Origin of the sequence: Bacillus sp. FJAT-29937 (genome assembly GCF_001509555.1) — a bacterium.
In the GTDB taxonomy this organism is placed as follows: Bacteria; Bacillota; Bacilli; order Bacillales; family Cytobacillaceae; genus Cytobacillus.
In genome coordinates this window covers 35,326-51,922 of sequence record NZ_LMAS01000016.1, presented here as the reverse complement: position 1 = coordinate 51,922, position 16,597 = coordinate 35,326, and the positions used below count along the sequence as shown (strand labels likewise).

At 40.9% G+C, this 16,597-nt stretch carries 15 protein-coding genes and 1 other annotated feature; all 15 genes read left to right on the top strand.

The annotated features are described in order from the left end of the window. Positions 1–77: 77 nt before the first annotated feature. The 15 genes from sigH (at position 78) to fusA (ending at position 16,510) form a co-directional block, all read left to right on the top strand. Positions 78–689, top strand: coding sequence for an RNA polymerase sporulation sigma factor SigH (gene sigH / locus AR328_RS21090; protein WP_231735073.1), 612 nt, complete (start codon positions 78–80; stop codon positions 687–689). Positions 690–793: 104 nt separating this feature from the next. After that, entirely contained in the window at positions 794–937 is a 144-nt protein-coding gene (gene rpmG, locus AR328_RS22410) for a 50S ribosomal protein L33 (RefSeq protein WP_082677345.1), read from the top strand. A 141-nt stretch (positions 938–1,078) separates the two neighbouring features. Then, complete coding sequence (gene secE, locus AR328_RS21085) at positions 1,079–1,261, top strand: preprotein translocase subunit SecE (protein WP_066301592.1); 183 nt, start codon at positions 1,079–1,081, stop codon at positions 1,259–1,261. Positions 1,262–1,426: 165 nt separating this feature from the next. Continuing rightward, positions 1,427–1,960: a transcription termination/antitermination protein NusG gene (gene nusG / locus AR328_RS21080; protein WP_066301590.1), complete on the top strand. Its 534-nt coding sequence runs from the start codon at positions 1,427–1,429 to the stop codon at positions 1,958–1,960. Between the two features lie 188 nt (positions 1,961–2,148). Next, positions 2,149–2,574, top strand: a complete 426-nt coding sequence (gene rplK, locus AR328_RS21075; RefSeq protein WP_066301589.1) for a 50S ribosomal protein L11 — start codon at positions 2,149–2,151, stop codon at positions 2,572–2,574. A gap of 141 nt (positions 2,575–2,715) precedes the next feature. After that, positions 2,716–3,414 (top strand): 50S ribosomal protein L1, encoded by a 699-nt coding sequence (gene rplA, locus AR328_RS21070; RefSeq protein WP_066301581.1) that lies wholly within the window; start codon positions 2,716–2,718, stop codon positions 3,412–3,414. Between the two features lie 67 nt (positions 3,415–3,481). After that, positions 3,482–3,617 (top strand) — a sequence feature (ribosomal protein L10 leader region). 34 nt (positions 3,618–3,651) lie between these two features. Next, positions 3,652–4,152, top strand: a complete 501-nt coding sequence (rplJ, locus tag AR328_RS21065) for a 50S ribosomal protein L10 (RefSeq protein ID WP_066301660.1) — start codon at positions 3,652–3,654, stop codon at positions 4,150–4,152. Positions 4,153–4,212: 60 nt separating this feature from the next. Continuing rightward, on the top strand, positions 4,213–4,575 hold the full coding sequence (gene rplL, locus AR328_RS21060) for a 50S ribosomal protein L7/L12 (protein ID WP_066301579.1): 363 nt from the start codon (positions 4,213–4,215) through the stop codon (positions 4,573–4,575). Positions 4,576–4,664: 89 nt separating this feature from the next. Next, on the top strand, positions 4,665–5,267 hold the full coding sequence (locus tag AR328_RS21055) for a class I SAM-dependent methyltransferase (protein ID WP_066301577.1): 603 nt from the start codon (positions 4,665–4,667) through the stop codon (positions 5,265–5,267). A 356-nt stretch (positions 5,268–5,623) separates the two neighbouring features. After that, a complete protein-coding gene (gene rpoB, locus AR328_RS21050; protein WP_066301568.1) occupies positions 5,624–9,184 on the top strand; it encodes a DNA-directed RNA polymerase subunit beta in 3,561 nt (1,186 codons plus the stop codon). Between the two features lie 136 nt (positions 9,185–9,320). Next, positions 9,321–12,920: a DNA-directed RNA polymerase subunit beta' gene (gene rpoC / locus AR328_RS21045; protein ID WP_066301564.1), complete on the top strand. Its 3,600-nt coding sequence runs from the start codon at positions 9,321–9,323 to the stop codon at positions 12,918–12,920. Between the two features lie 169 nt (positions 12,921–13,089). Further along, complete coding sequence (locus AR328_RS21040) at positions 13,090–13,338, top strand: 50S ribosomal protein L7ae-like protein (RefSeq protein WP_066301556.1); 249 nt, start codon at positions 13,090–13,092, stop codon at positions 13,336–13,338. A gap of 104 nt (positions 13,339–13,442) precedes the next feature. Continuing rightward, positions 13,443–13,865: a 30S ribosomal protein S12 gene (rpsL, locus tag AR328_RS21035; protein ID WP_066301546.1), complete on the top strand. Its 423-nt coding sequence runs from the start codon at positions 13,443–13,445 to the stop codon at positions 13,863–13,865. A gap of 44 nt (positions 13,866–13,909) precedes the next feature. Next, positions 13,910–14,380, top strand: a complete 471-nt coding sequence (gene rpsG, locus AR328_RS21030; protein WP_066301544.1) for a 30S ribosomal protein S7 — start codon at positions 13,910–13,912, stop codon at positions 14,378–14,380. Positions 14,381–14,431: 51 nt separating this feature from the next. Then, positions 14,432–16,510 carry an elongation factor G gene (gene fusA, locus AR328_RS21025; RefSeq protein WP_066301541.1) on the top strand — a complete coding sequence of 693 codons (2,079 nt, stop codon included), beginning with the start codon at positions 14,432–14,434 and terminating at the stop codon, positions 16,508–16,510. The last annotated feature ends 87 nt before the right edge of the window (positions 16,511–16,597 follow it).

Genomic DNA, 16,597 nt, shown 5'->3' with positions numbered 1-16,597 from the left:
TATCTATGCTTGGTGCGGTCGGGGGGATCTTAGTGGATACTGACTTGAAAACAATCGATGAGAATAATTTAGGGTATATGCAGCTTGAAGATGAAGAATTGATTGATTTAGTGCATAAAGGCGAGAGTGAAGCGTTAGATTATTTAATTCATAAGTATCGCAATTTTGTACGTGCCAAAGCAAGGTCATATTTTTTAATTGGCGCAGATAAGGAAGATATTGTTCAAGAAGGAATGATTGGCTTATACAAGGCTATTCGTGATTTTAAAGAGGACAAGCTATCTTCGTTTAAAGCGTTTGCAGAGCTGTGTATTACTAGACAAATTATCACAGCCATCAAAACCGCTACGAGGCAGAAGCATATTCCGCTTAACTCATACGTGTCATTGGACAAGCCGATTTATGATGAAGAATCAGATCGGACGTTAATGGACGTTATTTCGGGTGCAAAGGTAATGGATCCTGAGGAATTAATCATTAATCAGGAAGAGTTCGATCATATAGAGGTCAAAATGTCCGAGCTGCTTAGTGATCTTGAAAGAAAAGTACTTTCCCTTTATTTGGATGGGCAATCTTATCAAGAGATTTCGGAAGAATTAAACCGTCATGTGAAATCAATAGACAACGCTCTGCAAAGGGTGAAACGAAAGCTTGAGCGGTATTTGGAGGTTCGAGAAATTACGTTGTAAAGCAGATGGGAACAAGCAGACCACTCCCACTCCCTGTTATTGACATCATTTATGGTCCATGATAAAGTTTTAAGGACGTAAATGTATTTTAGTAGGTGGAATGAATGAGGAAAAAAGTAGTACTAGCATGCAAGGAGTGCGGGTCCAGAAATTATTCGACAATGAATAATAAAGACTCTGAGCGCCTAGAGCTTAAGAAGTATTGCAATACATGCAGCAATCATACTATTCATAGAGAAACAAAGTAAGTGATGATAAACGAATTTTATATATGTATTTTTCTAAATTTCATAAACTCTTATTCATAAGAATAATCGTAATTTGATTACTCATTTAGTTAAATACATTATGAAATTTACTTAGATTATAAGTAAGTTGGGGGTTACAATATGCAGCGCATCTTGAATTTTTTCCGCGATATTGGACGTGAAATGAAAAAGGTCAGTTGGCCAAAGCGCAAAGAACTGACTGGCTATACTGTAACAGTCCTAGCAACTGTTGCGTTTTTTGCAGTGTTCTTCGCAGTGGTTGACTTAGGTATTTCTGAATTGATTCGATTAATTCTTGAATAACCCCTGTATATCCATGGTATAATGGTGAATAGCACAGGAAACATTTGCAAAGCCCGGTAACGGGTTTTTTATTTGGTTAAAAATGTTTAATATAGGCAATTTTTTGTGAAAATAGTCAGACCTATTTAATGATACAGGGAGGGAAGGACGATTTAGTCCCCTTGAATGGAAAAGAATTGGTATGTTGTTCATACGTATTCCGGTTATGAAAATAAAGTAAAGGCAAACCTGGAGAAACGTGTAGAATCTATGGGAATGCAAGACAAAATCTTCCGGGTTATCGTGCCGGAAGAAGAAGAAACTGATTTCAAAAACGGCAAAAAGAAAGTAGTAAAACGTAAAGTTTTCCCTGGTTATGTCCTCGTAGAAATTGTGATGACAGATGATTCATGGTACGTAGTTCGGAATACACCAGGCGTTACGGGCTTTGTCGGATCAGCCGGTTCCGGCTCAAAGCCGACACCGTTATTACCTGAAGAAGTGAATGTTATCTTAAAGCGTATGGGTGTCGATGAAAAACGAGTGGATATTAACTTCGAACTTGGAGAAACGGTACAAGTGAAAGAGGGACCGTTTGCCAACTTCACAGGATCGATTGAAGATATTGACAGAGACAAAGCGAAAATCAAAGTCCTTGTTAATATGTTTGGCCGGGATACACCGGTTGAATTGGATTTTTCTCAAATCGAGAAACTATAATTTGAAAAAAACTTGAAATTAGCTTTGAAAAGTGATAATATTTCAAAGGTCAGTATGTCTCAGGTTTTGAGACCAGACTATTGTTATGTTCTTTATCTTGATATAAAGACTATAAGTTGAGTGGGAGGGACCCTAACAGTCACTTAGGCCCCAATTACCACATCACGGACTTTAAGGAGGTGTGTCTCGTGGCTAAAAAAGTAATCAAACTTGTAAAATTACAAATTCCAGCAGGTAAAGCAAACCCTGCGCCGCCAGTAGGACCAGCACTAGGTCAAGCGGGTGTTAATATCATGGGATTCTGTAAGGAATTTAACGCACGTACAGCTGAACAAGCTGGCCTAATCATTCCTGTTGAAATTACGGTTTTTGAAGACCGTTCATTTACATTTATTACGAAAACTCCTCCTGCTGCCGTTCTTCTAAAAGTAGCAGCTGGAATCCAGTCTGGTTCTGGTGAACCAAACCGTAATAAAGTAGCAACAGTCAAGCGTGACAAGGTACGCGAGATTGCTGAAACAAAAATGCCTGACCTAAACGCTGCTAGCGTAGAAGCTGCAATGCTTATGGTTGAAGGTACTGCACGCAGCATGGGTATCGTTATCGAAGATTAATCCATGCTTAAAGTTTTAGGCAGTTCAATGGGGTTGCGTTGCTGAGCTTAGTTTCACACGCAACCTTTGTTCTGTCTAAGGCTTTTGCTTTTCAAGTGGGAGGATATTCCGCTAAAACCACAATTTTAGGAGGAAATAAAAATGGCTAAAAAAGGTAAAAAGTTTTTAGAAGCTGCAAAGCTTGTAGACCGTATGAAGGCTTATCCAATCGAAGAAGCGATTGATCTTGCAAAGAAAACAAACTTTACTAAGTTTGATGCGACTGTAGAAGTTGCTTTCCGTTTAGGAATTGATCCTAAGAAAGCTGACCAGAATATTCGTGGAGCGGTTGTGCTTCCAAACGGTACTGGTAAAACTCAACGCGTATTAGTATTCGCAAAGGGTGAAAAAGCGAAGGAAGCAGAAGCTGCTGGAGCAGATTATGTAGGCGATGCAGAGTATATCAACAAAATCAGCCAAGGCTGGTTCGAATTTGATGTAATCGTTGCGACACCTGACATGATGGGTGAAGTTGGTAAGCTTGGCCGTGTGTTAGGACCAAAAGGCTTAATGCCAAACCCTAAAACTGGTACTGTTACATTTGATGTAGAAAAAGCTGTTAACGAAATTAAAGCAGGTAAAGTAGAATACCGCACTGATAAAGCTGGTAACATCCATGTTCCTATCGGTAAAGTTTCTTTTGAAAACGATAAGCTTATCGAAAACTTCAACACAATTTTCGAAACAATGCTTAAAGTTAAACCATCTGCTGCAAAAGGTACTTACATGAAGAACGTATCTGTTACTTCAACAATGGGACCTGGCGTGAAAGTAGATCCTTCTACTGTAACAGTTAAGTAATTATTGGAAATAAACTTACAATATTGACAAACAAAACTACATCTAGTAATATGTATTTTGTTGTTAAAATATAATACCATTTGTACCGTAGACAGCAGGTGCTTCTCGCTTAATATCCTGCCGAGGTCATACGATAGATTATTGTCTTACCTATTGTATACTCCCTCCATGTCTGCTTGATGTGGAGGTTTTTTATTGAACGGTATAAGTGCAGAAATTTCTACAGGAGGTGTAATGATGAGCAGCGTTATCGAACAAAAGAAACAAACTGTCGAAGAAATTGCTGACAAACTAAAGGCTAGTGTATCAACAGTTGTTGTTGACTACCGTGGTCTATCTGTTGCTCAAGTAACTGAACTTCGTAAACAGCTTCGTGAAGCTGGTGTTGAATTCAAAGTATACAAAAATACTTTAACACGCCGTGCTGCAGAAGTTGCTGAACTATCTGCTTTAAACGAAGTATTAACAGGCCCGAATGCAGTTGCATTCAGTTCTGAAGATGTCATTGCTCCAGCAAAAATCATTAATGAATTTGCTAAAAAGAATGACGCTCTTGAAATTAAAGCAGGTGTTATTGAAGGAAACGTTGCAACTGCAGAAGAAGTTAAGGCTCTTGCAGAACTACCATCTCGCGAAGGCTTACTATCTATGCTACTCAGCGTGCTTCAAGCACCTATCCGCAATCTTGCTCTTGCTGCAAAAGCTGTTGCAGACCAAAAAGAAGAACAAGGCGCGTAAGTTAAATTTTTTAACGGTAAACACATCGGTTTAAACCAAATATAAGGAGGAAACATTATCATGACTAAAGAACAAATCATTGAAGCAGTAAAATCTATGACTGTTTTAGAATTAAACGACTTAGTAAAAGCTATTGAAGAAGAATTTGGTGTAACTGCTGCAGCTCCTGTAGCTGTTATGGGTGGCGCTGCTGGTGCTGCTGTTGAAGAAAAAACTGATTTTGATGTAATCCTTGCTTCTGCAGGCGATCAAAAAATCAAAGTTATCAAAGTTGTTCGTGAAATCACAGGTCTTGGACTTAAAGAAGCAAAAGAACTTGTTGACAACACTCCAAAAGCAGTTAAAGAAGGCGCTTCTAAAGAAGAAGCTGAAGAAATCAAAGCTAAACTTGAAGAAGTTGGAGCTGGCGTTGAAGTTAAGTAATATAGAAAATGAAAAGTCCGCTGTTTAGCGGGCTTTTTTTAACCTCTCATTATTTCTGCAATCAAATCCCCGTTGGAGGTGACTATGTCGTGTCAGAACATTACTTTTCCAAAACACAAAGTACAGAAAGCAATCCTAAATATTGGAGCTTTACTTTAAAGGAGCATTCATTTCGTTTTAAGACGGATAATGGAGTCTTCTCAAAAAGCGAAGTTGATTTTGGATCCAGGCTGCTAATCGAAATGTTCGAAAAGCCGGGTATTGAAGGAAACATCCTTGATGTTGGCTGTGGATATGGGCCAATTGGACTTTCAGCAGCAATGCTTATGGAGGACCGAATTGTCCATATGGTGGATGTCAATTCAAGGGCGTTAGCACTCGCCCGTGAAAATGCGGAATTAAATCAAATTAAAAATGTACGTATTTATGAAAGTGATCGACTTGAAAATGTGAAGGATGACAAGTTTGCGGCGGTATTAACGAATCCTCCGATACGGGCTGGCAAAAAAGTTGTTCATGATATTTTTGAGCAAAGCTATCATAAATTACAAAAAGGCGGAGACCTCTGGGTTGTGATACAAAAAAAGCAGGGAGCCCCGTCAGCTATTGAAAAGCTATCAGAGTTTTTTGGTGAAGTGGAAACGGTAGAGAAGAAAAAGGGCTATTATATTTTGCGGGCAAAAAAAGATTGACTTGACTTTTTGCGTATGTTAGCATTATATAATGCCAACATAATATGTTCCGATTATTTACTAAAATACACAAAAGTTGTATAATTTTGGTTTTTGTTGGGAAAGATAACAAAATATTGTCGTAATGTGAAAATGTGGTTTTTGAACTAAAAACCCTTTTTTCTTTTTGTCTTGGCTGAATTAGTGATTATCGTTGATTAGCTATTTGTGCATGTGAACGATGTTTTTCGAGAACATGGGAGAAATGGCCTTTGTAAGTCAACGATATTATTTAACATAGCCTTTGTCTTAAGATAGGACAGTTGTTCTATTTGAGAATATTATTGCCATTAAGCTTGATTTGAGGGGTGAATCAGTTGATAGGTCAACTTGTTCAGTATGGACGACACCGCCAACGTAGGAGTTACGCGCGAATCAGTGAAGTTTTAGAATTACCAAATCTAATCGAAATCCAAACCTCTTCTTATCAATGGTTTCTTGATGAGGGTTTACGTGAAATGTTCCAGGACATTTCACCGATTGAAGACTTTACTGGTAATTTATCGCTTGAATTTATTGATTACAGCCTTGGCGATCCAAAGTATTCCGTTGAGGAATCGAAAGAACGAGATGTTACATACTCTGCACCGTTACGTGTAAAGGTACGTCTTGTAAACAAAGAAACAGGCGAAGTTAAAGACCAGGATGTCTTTATGGGTGACTTCCCGCTTATGACAGAAACAGGTACATTCGTGATCAATGGAGCTGAACGTGTAATCGTTTCACAGCTTGTTCGTTCACCGAGTGTATATTATAGTGGAAAATTAGATAAGAACGGGAAGAAAGGCTTTACGGCAACTGTCATCCCGAACCGCGGCGCTTGGCTTGAGTATGAAACAGATGCCAAGGATGTCGTGTACGTTAGAATAGATCGTACTCGGAAACTGCCCGTTACGGTTCTTTTGCGTGCCCTTGGGTTCGGTTCTGATCAAGAAATCATCGATTTGATTGGGGACAATGAATACATTCGCAACACGCTTGAGAAAGACAATACAGAGGGTACCGACAAGGCCTTATTAGAAATTTACGAGCGCCTTCGTCCAGGAGAGCCTCCAACAGTAGAAAATGCAAAAAGCTTATTAGTATCAAGATTTTTCGATCCTAAACGTTATGATCTAGCAAACGTAGGAAGATACAAGATTAATAAAAAGCTTCATATTAAAAATAGATTGTTCGGACAAAAATTAGCAGAAACGCTAGTAGATCCGGAAACAGGTGAAATTATCGCTGAAAAAGGGGTAACTCTTGATCGCCGTACACTTGACCGTATTCTGCCAAACCTTGAGAAAGATATTGGCTTCAAGACAGTAAGTCTTGTTGGCGGAGTATTAGATGAGGATATCACTCTTCAGTCTATTAAAATTTATGCACCTAATGAAGATGGCGAAAAAGTAATTAATATAATTGGGAATGCGTATGTGGAAGAGGCTGTAAAGAATATCTCTCCATCAGATATTATTGCTTCTATCAGCTATTTCTTTAACCTATTGCATTCTGTCGGGGATACAGATGACATTGATCATCTTGGAAATCGTCGTTTGCGTTCTGTTGGTGAGCTTTTGCAAAACCAGTTCCGTATTGGTCTTTCCAGAATGGAACGTGTGGTTCGTGAAAGAATGTCCATTCAAGATACAAACACGATCACTCCGCAGCAATTAATTAATATTCGCCCTGTTATTGCATCTATTAAAGAGTTCTTCGGAAGCTCACAGCTATCTCAATTCATGGACCAGACAAATCCGCTTGCAGAGTTAACGCATAAACGCCGTTTATCTGCGCTTGGACCAGGTGGATTAACTCGTGAACGCGCAGGCTTTGAAGTGCGTGACGTTCACTATTCACACTATGGCCGCATGTGTCCGATTGAGACTCCTGAGGGGCCGAATATTGGATTGATTAACTCATTATCATCATTTGCAAAGGTGAACAGATTCGGCTTTATTGAAACGCCTTATCGTCGAGTTGACCCTGAAACAGGCAAAGTTACAGACCGTATTGATTATTTAACGGCTGATGAAGAGGATAACTATGTAGTAGCCCAGGCCAATGTGCTTCTTGCTGATGACGGCTCCTTCCTTGAAGAGGAAGTTGTAGCACGTTTCAAAGGTGAAAACACTGTTGTACCTCGTGATCGTGCCGACTACATGGATGTATCACCGAAGCAGGTTGTATCTGCTGCTACAGCGTGTATTCCGTTTTTAGAAAATGATGACTCCAACCGTGCACTAATGGGTGCGAACATGCAGCGACAAGCTGTACCATTGATGCAGCCAGAAGCTCCAAGAGTTGGAACGGGGATGGAATATGTGTCTGGAAAAGACTCCGGTGCTGCGGTTATTTGTAAGCACGAAGGAATCGTTGAACATGTTGAAGCCCGTGAAGTATGGGTTCGCAGAATGGTTAATGTAGATGGCCAGGAAGTAAAAGGCGATCTTGATAAATATAGAATGCTGAAATTCATCCGTTCTAACCAAGGAACTTGCTACAACCAGCGTCCAATCGTTGCTGTTGGCAACCGTGTGACGAAAGGTGAAATCTTGGCGGACGGTCCTTCCATGGAACTTGGAGAATTAGCGCTTGGGCGTAATGTTCTAGTTGCCTTCATGACATGGGATGGATATAACTATGAGGATGCAATCATTATGAGTGAGCGTCTCGTGAAAGATGATGTTTACACCTCTATCCATATTGAGGAGTATGAATCTGAATCACGCGATACGAAGCTTGGACCTGAGGAAATTACTCGTGATATTCCAAACGTTGGGGAGGATGCTCTTCGCAATCTGGATGAAAGAGGAATTATTCGTACAGGTGCTGAGGTGAAGGATGGCGATTTGCTAGTAGGTAAAGTAACGCCTAAGGGTGTAACAGAACTTACTGCGGAAGAAAGATTGTTACATGCTATCTTTGGTGAAAAGGCTCGAGAAGTCCGTGATACTTCCCTTCGTGTTCCACACGGGGGCGGAGGAATAGTCCTGGATGTAAAAGTCTTTAATCGTGAAGATGGAGATGAACTGCCACCAGGTGTAAATCAACTCGTGCGTGTATACATTGTTCAAAAGCGTAAAATCTCCGAAGGGGATAAGATGGCTGGACGACATGGTAACAAAGGGGTTATCTCTAGAATTTTACCAGAAGAAGATATGCCTTACATGCCGGACGGAACACCTGTTGACATTATGTTAAACCCATTAGGGGTACCATCACGTATGAACATTGGTCAGGTGCTTGAGCTGCATCTTGGAATGGCTGCCAGATCTTTAGGTATTCACGTTGCATCACCTGTATTTGATGGTGCTACTGAAGAGGATGTTTGGGATACGATAGAAGAGGCTGGAATGGCCCGTGATGCGAAAACAGTCCTATATGATGGACGTTCAGGTGAGCCTTTTGACAACCGGGTATCTGTTGGTGTCATGTACATGATCAAGCTTGCCCACATGGTTGATGATAAACTTCATGCACGTTCGACAGGTCCATACTCTCTTGTTACACAGCAGCCGTTGGGCGGTAAAGCACAATTTGGCGGACAGCGTTTCGGAGAGATGGAAGTATGGGCGCTTGAAGCATATGGTGCTGCTTATACATTGCAGGAAATCTTAACAGTTAAATCGGATGATGTTGTAGGACGTGTGAAAACGTATGAAGCCATCGTCAAAGGCGAAAACGTTCCAGAGCCAGGTGTACCTGAGTCATTTAAAGTATTAATTAAAGAACTTCAGAGTCTGGGTATGGATGTTAAGATTCTTTCAGGTGATGAGGAAGAAATTGAAATGCGTGATACGGAGGATGAAGAGGATCTGCAGCAAGCGGAATCCTTCACAATTGCTCCTGAACCAGAAAACTCAGAAGCTGAAGAAGTTGTTACTAAAGAGTAGGTTACGGATAAAATTTAATATTAGTTCACAGCCTTCGCCTTTATGAGCGGGGCTGATGAACATTTAACATTGCACCCCAATTGCTTTTTATGGGCAAAATGGGCATAGCCCGGAGATAAAAAGGGAGGTAGGCCCCTTGATAGATGTTAACAATTTTGAGTATATGAAAATCGGTCTTGCTTCACCAGATAAGATTCGTTCATGGTCACACGGTGAGGTGAAAAAGCCTGAAACGATTAACTATCGTACGTTAAAACCTGAAAAAGACGGCTTATTCTGTGAACGAATTTTCGGACCAACAAAGGACTGGGAATGTCATTGCGGAAAATACAAACGTGTACGCTATAAAGGTGTAGTTTGTGACCGATGCGGCGTTGAGGTAACGCGTGCAAAGGTTCGCCGTGAAAGAATGGGGCATATCGAGCTTGCTGCTCCTGTTTCCCACATCTGGTATTTCAAAGGAATCCCAAGCAGAATGGGACTTGTTCTAGATATGTCTCCACGAGCGCTTGAAGAAGTCATTTATTTTGCTTCTTATGTAGTAACGGATGCTGGTGACACAGCCCTTGAAAGAAAGCAGCTGCTTTCAGAAAAGGAATACCGGGCATATCGTGAAAAATACGGAAATAAGTTTCAAGCTTCTATGGGTGCTGAATCCATTAAAAAACTACTTTCAGATATTGATTTAAATAAAGAAGTAGATATTTTAAAAGATGAGCTTAGAACCGCACAAGGACAACGAAGAACTCGTGCGATTAAGCGTTTGGAAGTATTGGAAGCTTTCCGTGGTTCAGGCAATGAGCCATCTTGGATGATCCTTGATGTGCTTCCTGTTATCCCGCCGGAGCTTCGTCCAATGGTTCAGCTTGATGGCGGCCGTTTCGCTACATCTGACCTAAATGATTTATACCGTCGTGTGATTAATAGAAATAATCGTCTAAAACGTTTATTGGATCTTGGCGCGCCTAGTATTATCGTTCAAAACGAAAAGCGTATGCTCCAAGAAGCCGTAGATGCTTTAATTGATAATGGCCGTCGCGGCAGACCTGTTACCGGGCCTGGTAACCGTCCGTTAAAATCACTATCTCACATGTTAAAAGGTAAGCAAGGACGCTTCCGTCAAAACCTATTAGGGAAACGTGTTGACTACTCTGGCCGTTCGGTAATCATTGTTGGACCTAACTTAAAGATGTATCAGTGCGGACTACCGAAAGAAATGGCATTAGAGCTATTTAAGCCGTTCGTTATGAAAGAGTTAGTCGAGAAGGGCTTATCTCATAATATTAAATCAGCCAAACGCAAAATAGAACGTGTTCAGCCAGAGGTTTGGGATGTGTTAGAAAGTGTTATCAAGGAACACCCAGTTCTCTTGAACCGTGCCCCTACTCTTCATAGATTAGGAATTCAAGCGTTTGAACCAACATTAGTTGAAGGTCGTGCTATTCGTCTTCATCCGCTCGTATGTACAGCCTATAATGCTGACTTCGATGGTGACCAAATGGCGGTTCACGTTCCGCTTTCGTCAGAAGCACAAGCTGAAGCACGTCTATTAATGCTTGCAGCCCAAAACATTCTGAATCCGAAAGACGGAAAACCGGTTGTTACTCCTTCTCAGGATATGGTGTTAGGAAACTACTACCTGACTCTAGAAAGAGATGGTGCTGTCGGAGAAGGTATGATTTTCAAGGATATTAGTGAAGCGTTGCTTGCGTATCAAAATGGATATGTCCATTTACATACACGTGTGGCAGTTCATGCTGGTTCCTTGAAAAACCCAACATTTACACCGGAGCAAAATCAGAAGCTCCTTATTACAACTGTAGGGAAACTTATTTTTAATGAGATTTTACCAGCGTCATTCCCTTATATAAACGAACCTACAAGATATAATTTAGAGGAAGAAACTCCTGCTAAATATTTTGTAGAAAAAGGGCAAGAAATACCTTCAGTTATTCGAGAAATGCCGCTTGTGGATCCATTTAAGAAGAAGATTCTTGGTAATATTATTGCTGAAGTTTTCAAACAGTATAAAATCACTGAAACATCAAAAATGCTTGACCGTATGAAAGACCTTGGATTTAAGTACTCTACAAAAGCTGGGATTACAGTTGGTGTATCAGACATTGTGGTACTTAGTGAGAAGGAATTGATTATTCAAGAAGCGCAAGCGAAGGTTGATAATGTCATGAAGCAGTTTAGACGTGGTCTAATTACTGAGGATGAGCGTTATGACCGTGTTATCTCCATTTGGAGTGCTGCGAAAGACACTATTCAAGAGAAATTGATGAGATCACTAGATAAATCAAACCCGATCTTTATGATGAGTGATTCAGGAGCCCGTGGTAACGCATCTAACTTTACTCAGTTAGCAGGTATGCGCGGACTGATGGCGAACCCGGCTGGTAGAATTATCGAGTTACCTATTAGATCAAGTTTCCGTGAAGGTTTAACAGTATTGGAATACTTTATTTCCACTCACGGTGCTCGTAAAGGTCTTGCCGATACAGCCCTGAAAACTGCGGATTCTGGTTACTTAACACGACGTCTAGTAGATGTTGCACAGGATGTCATTGTACGTGAAGATGATTGCGGTACTGATAGAGGCTTGTTCATTAGCGCCCTTAAGGATGGAACTGAAGTCATTGAAACCCTTGAGGAACGTCTAGTTGGCCGTCATGCAAGAAAAGCGATTAAACATCCGGAAACAAAAGAAGTGATTGTACCTGAAAATGGCTTAATCACGGAGGACCTTGCACAAGAGGTTACAGCAGCAAATGTTGAAACAGTATGGATTCGTTCAGCATTTACTTGCAACACGCGCCACGGCGTATGTAAGAAATGTTATGGCCGCAATCTAGCAACTGGTCAAGAGGTTGAAGTGGGAGAGGCAGTAGGTATTATCGCTGCTCAATCTATCGGTGAGCCTGGAACACAGTTAACGATGCGTACATTCCATACAGGCGGGGTTGCGGGAGACGATATTACACAAGGTTTGCCGCGTATCCAAGAATTGTTTGAAGCGCGTAATCCTAAAGGGGTAGCTGTTATTTCCGAAATTGAAGGAATTGTAATAGGCATTAATGAAGGCAGAGACCGTCAGCATGAGATTGTTGTCCAAGGTGAAGTGGAATCCCGCACATACTCAGCGCCATACACAGCACGACTTAAAGTAGCGGTGAATGACCAAGTAGAGCGCGGTCAGGAATTAACGGAAGGTTCGATTGATCCGAAGGAATTAATCAGAGTGAAGGACGTTACCGCTGTTCAAGAATACTTATTACGCGAAGTACAGAAGGTTTATCGTATGCAAGGGGTTGAAATTGGTGACAAGCACATCGAAGTAATGGTTCGCCAGATGCTTCGTAAGGTACGTGTCATTGATGCAGCTGAAACAGATGTACTGCCAGGGACGCTTCTTGACATTCATCAGTTTACAGATGCTAATGAGAAAGCTCTTCTTGCTGGTAAGCTTCCTGCAACAGGACGTCCAGTTTTACTGGGTATCACAAAAGCATCACTTGAAACAGATTCATTCCTATCTGCAGCATCATTCCAAGAAACAACTAGAGTTCTTACAGATGCGGCGATTAAAGGAAAACGTGATGAACTACTGGGATTAAAGGAAAATGTTATCATTGGTAAGTTAGTCCCAGCTGGAACTGGAATGCAGCGTTATCGCAGAGCTGAGCCTTACACGAAGGAAGAGGCAGCTGAGGATGCAGTTCCTGTAGAATAAAATAAAAAATGATCGGTGCTGGCTAATTCGCTTGGCCAGTACCGTTTTTTAAACGTATTATCATCATGTTTTTTTAAAAAATATAAGATTGTTTGTTGACATCGAAAAATGAAGATGGTAATATAGCAAAGGTGCTCCTATTAACTGGATACTTTGGAGGATGTCACTTATGTCTTATGAAAAAGTATTGCAGGCAAAAGAAGTAATAATAGGAACTAGGCAAACTGTAAAAGCACTTCAGACAGGAACAACTAAAGAGATTATTATTGCCAAAGATGCAGACGCGAAAGTGATTGCAAATGTGGCAAGTAAAGCATCTGAAGTAAATGTTCCGGTTCACTATGTAGATTCCATGAAAAAGCTTGGAAAAGCATGTGGAATTGATGTTGGTGCAGCAGCTGTTGCGATTATCAATTAAAAACTGTTTTTGTAGAGTGATTCTGCAAAGACTTTGTTTTTTGCAACAAAATGAACCACCTGGATGTGTGGGCTTAAACAAAATAATGAAGGGAGGACAATTCAATGCCTACAATTAACCAATTAGTGCGCAAGCCTCGTCAAACAAAAGAGGATAAGTCAAAATCACCTGCGCTAAACAAAGGCTATAACAGCTTCAAAAAATCACAAACAAATGTTTCTTCACCACAAAAACGCGGTGTATGTACTCGTGTTGGTACAATGACTCCGAAAAAACCAAACTCAGCATTACGTAAATATGCTCGTGTACGTTTATCTAACGGAATCGAGGTTAATGCTTACATTCCTGGTATCGGTCATAACCTTCAAGAACACAGCGTTGTTCTAATCCGTGGCGGACGTGTAAAGGACTTACCGGGGGTACGTTACCATATCGTTCGTGGAGCATTAGATACAGCTGGTGTTGCTAACCGTATGCAAAGCCGTTCTAAGTACGGTCAGAAGAGACCAAAAGCACCGAAAAAATAATTTCACTAAAATAAAGAAGAGAATTTCTGAAAGGAGGAACTAATATGCCACGTAAAGGTCCTATAGCAAAAAGAGACGTATTACCGGATCCGATTTACAACTCAAAGCTTGTTAGCAAACTTATCAACAAAATGATGGTTGACGGTAAGAGAGGTAAATCACAAGCAATTCTTTACTCAGCATTTAATATTATTAGCGAGCGCTCTGGAAAAGAACCAATGGAAGTTTTCGATCAAGCGCTTAAAAACATCATGCCTGTACTTGAAGTAAAAGCACGCCGTGTCGGCGGATCTAACTACCAAGTACCAGTAGAGGTGCGTCCAGATCGTCGTACAACTCTTGGTCTTCGTTGGTTAGTAAACTACTCTCGTCTACGTGGAGAAAAGACGATGGAAGAGCGTTTAGCTAACGAAATTCTAGATGCTGCTAACAATACTGGTGCATCTGTTAAGAAACGTGAAGACACTCACAAAATGGCAGAAGCTAACAAAGCATTTGCTCACTATCGTTGGTAGGATTTATACCCAATACAAACTATTACTCATACTAGGAAGGAGAAAGACCCAATGGCAAGAGAGTTCTCCTTAGAAAATACTCGTAATATCGGGATCATGGCTCACATCGATGCCGGTAAAACAACAACAACTGAGCGTATTCTTTACTACACAGGAAAAATCCACAAAATCGGTGAAACACACGAAGGTGGAGCTCAGATGGACTGGATGGAGCAAGAGCAGGAGCGCGGAATCACGATTACATCTGCAGCAACAACTGCACAATGGAAAGGTCACCGCGTAAACATCATCGATACACCTGGACACGTAGACTTCACAGTAGAAGTTGAACGTTCACTTCGTGTGCTTGATGGTGCTGTAACAGTGCTTGATGCTCAATCTGGGGTAGAACCACAAACTGAAACAGTATGGCGCCAAGCTACAACTTACGGCGTACCACGTATTGTTTTCGTAAACAAAATGGATAAGCTAGGTGCGGATTTCTTATATTCTATTAGCACCCTTCATGACCGTTTACAAGCGAATGCGGCTGCAATCCAACTACCAATTGGTGCTGAAGATTCATTCAGAGGTATCATTGACTTAGTTGAAATGGACGCTACATTCTACAACAACGATCTTGGAACTGATATTCAAGTAGGAGAAATCCCAGAAGAATATCAAGCTCAAGCTGAAGAATACCGCGAAAAGTTAATTGAAGCTGTATCTGAATTCGATGAAGAATTAATGGAAAAGTATCTTGGTGGAGAAGAAATCACTAAGGAAGAGCTAAAAGCAGCGATTCGTAAAGGTACTTTAAGTGTTGAATTCTATCCAGTATTATGCGGAACTGCTTTCAAAAACAAAGGTGTTCAAAAAGTTCTTGATGCTGCAGTTGATTACCTTCCATCTCCACTGGACATTCCTGCTATTAATGGTGTGGATCCAGAAACAGATGAAGCAACAGAACGTCATGCGGATGACAGTGAGCCGTTCTCAGCTCTTGCTTTCAAAGTTATGACTGACCCTTACGTTGGTAAGCTGACATTCTTCCGTGTTTACTCTGGTACATTGAACTCAGGTTCTTATGTCAAGAACTCAACGAAAGGTAAGCGTGAGCGTGTAGGACGTATTCTGCAAATGCATGCTAACTCTCGTGAAGAAATTTCAATCGTACATGCTGGAGATATCGCAGCAGCTGTAGGTTTGAAAGACACGACAACAGGGGATACACTTTGTGATGAGAAAGCTCCTGTTATCTTAGAATCTATGGAATTCCCAGAGCCAGTTATTCAATTATCTATTGAGCCAAAAACTAAGGCTGACCAAGATAAGATGACAACAGCTCTTCAAAAGCTTCAAGAAGAAGATCCAACATTCCGTGCACATACTGACCAGGAAACTGGGGAAGTAATCATTGCAGGTATGGGTGAGCTTCACCTTGATATCCTTGTTGACCGTATGCGTCGTGAATTTAAAGTGGAAGCTAACGTTGGTGCACCACAAGTTGCCTACCGTGAAACTTTCCGTGGTTCTGCATCAGTTGAAGGTAAATTCGCACGTCAATCTGGTGGACGTGGACAGTATGGTCATGTTTGGATCGAATTCTCTCCAAACGAAGAAGGAAAAGGCTTCGAATTCGAAAATGCAATCGTTGGTGGGGTTGTTCCTCGTGAATATATCGCTCCTGTACAAGCTGGTCTTGAAGATGCATTAGATAGAGGAGTTCTTGCTGGATTCCCGTTAGTTGATATTAAAGCTAAATTATTTGATGGATCATACCATGATGTTGACTCATCTGAAATGGCATTTAAAATCGCTGCATCAATGGCATTGAAAAATGCAGCATCTAAATGTAACCCTGTAATTCTTGAGCCGGTAATGAAAGTTGAAGTCATTATCCCTGAAGAATACATGGGAGATATTATGGGTAACGTTACTTCACGCCGTGGTCGCGTTGAAGGTATGGAGGCTCGTGGCAACGCTCAAGTTGTACGCGCAATGGTTCCACTTTCAGAAATGTTTGGTTATGCAACTTCATTACGTTCAAGCACGCAAGGCCGTGGTGTGTTCTCAATGACATTTGACCACTATGAAGAAGTACCAAAATCAATTTCTGAAGAAATCATCAAAAAACACAAAGGTGAATAAAAGTAATTGATTTTACCTTTTTAATCAAGTATAACTACTATTGTAAGCATCATGGCTGCGAAAGGGATATGCCTTTTCGTGGCTCAA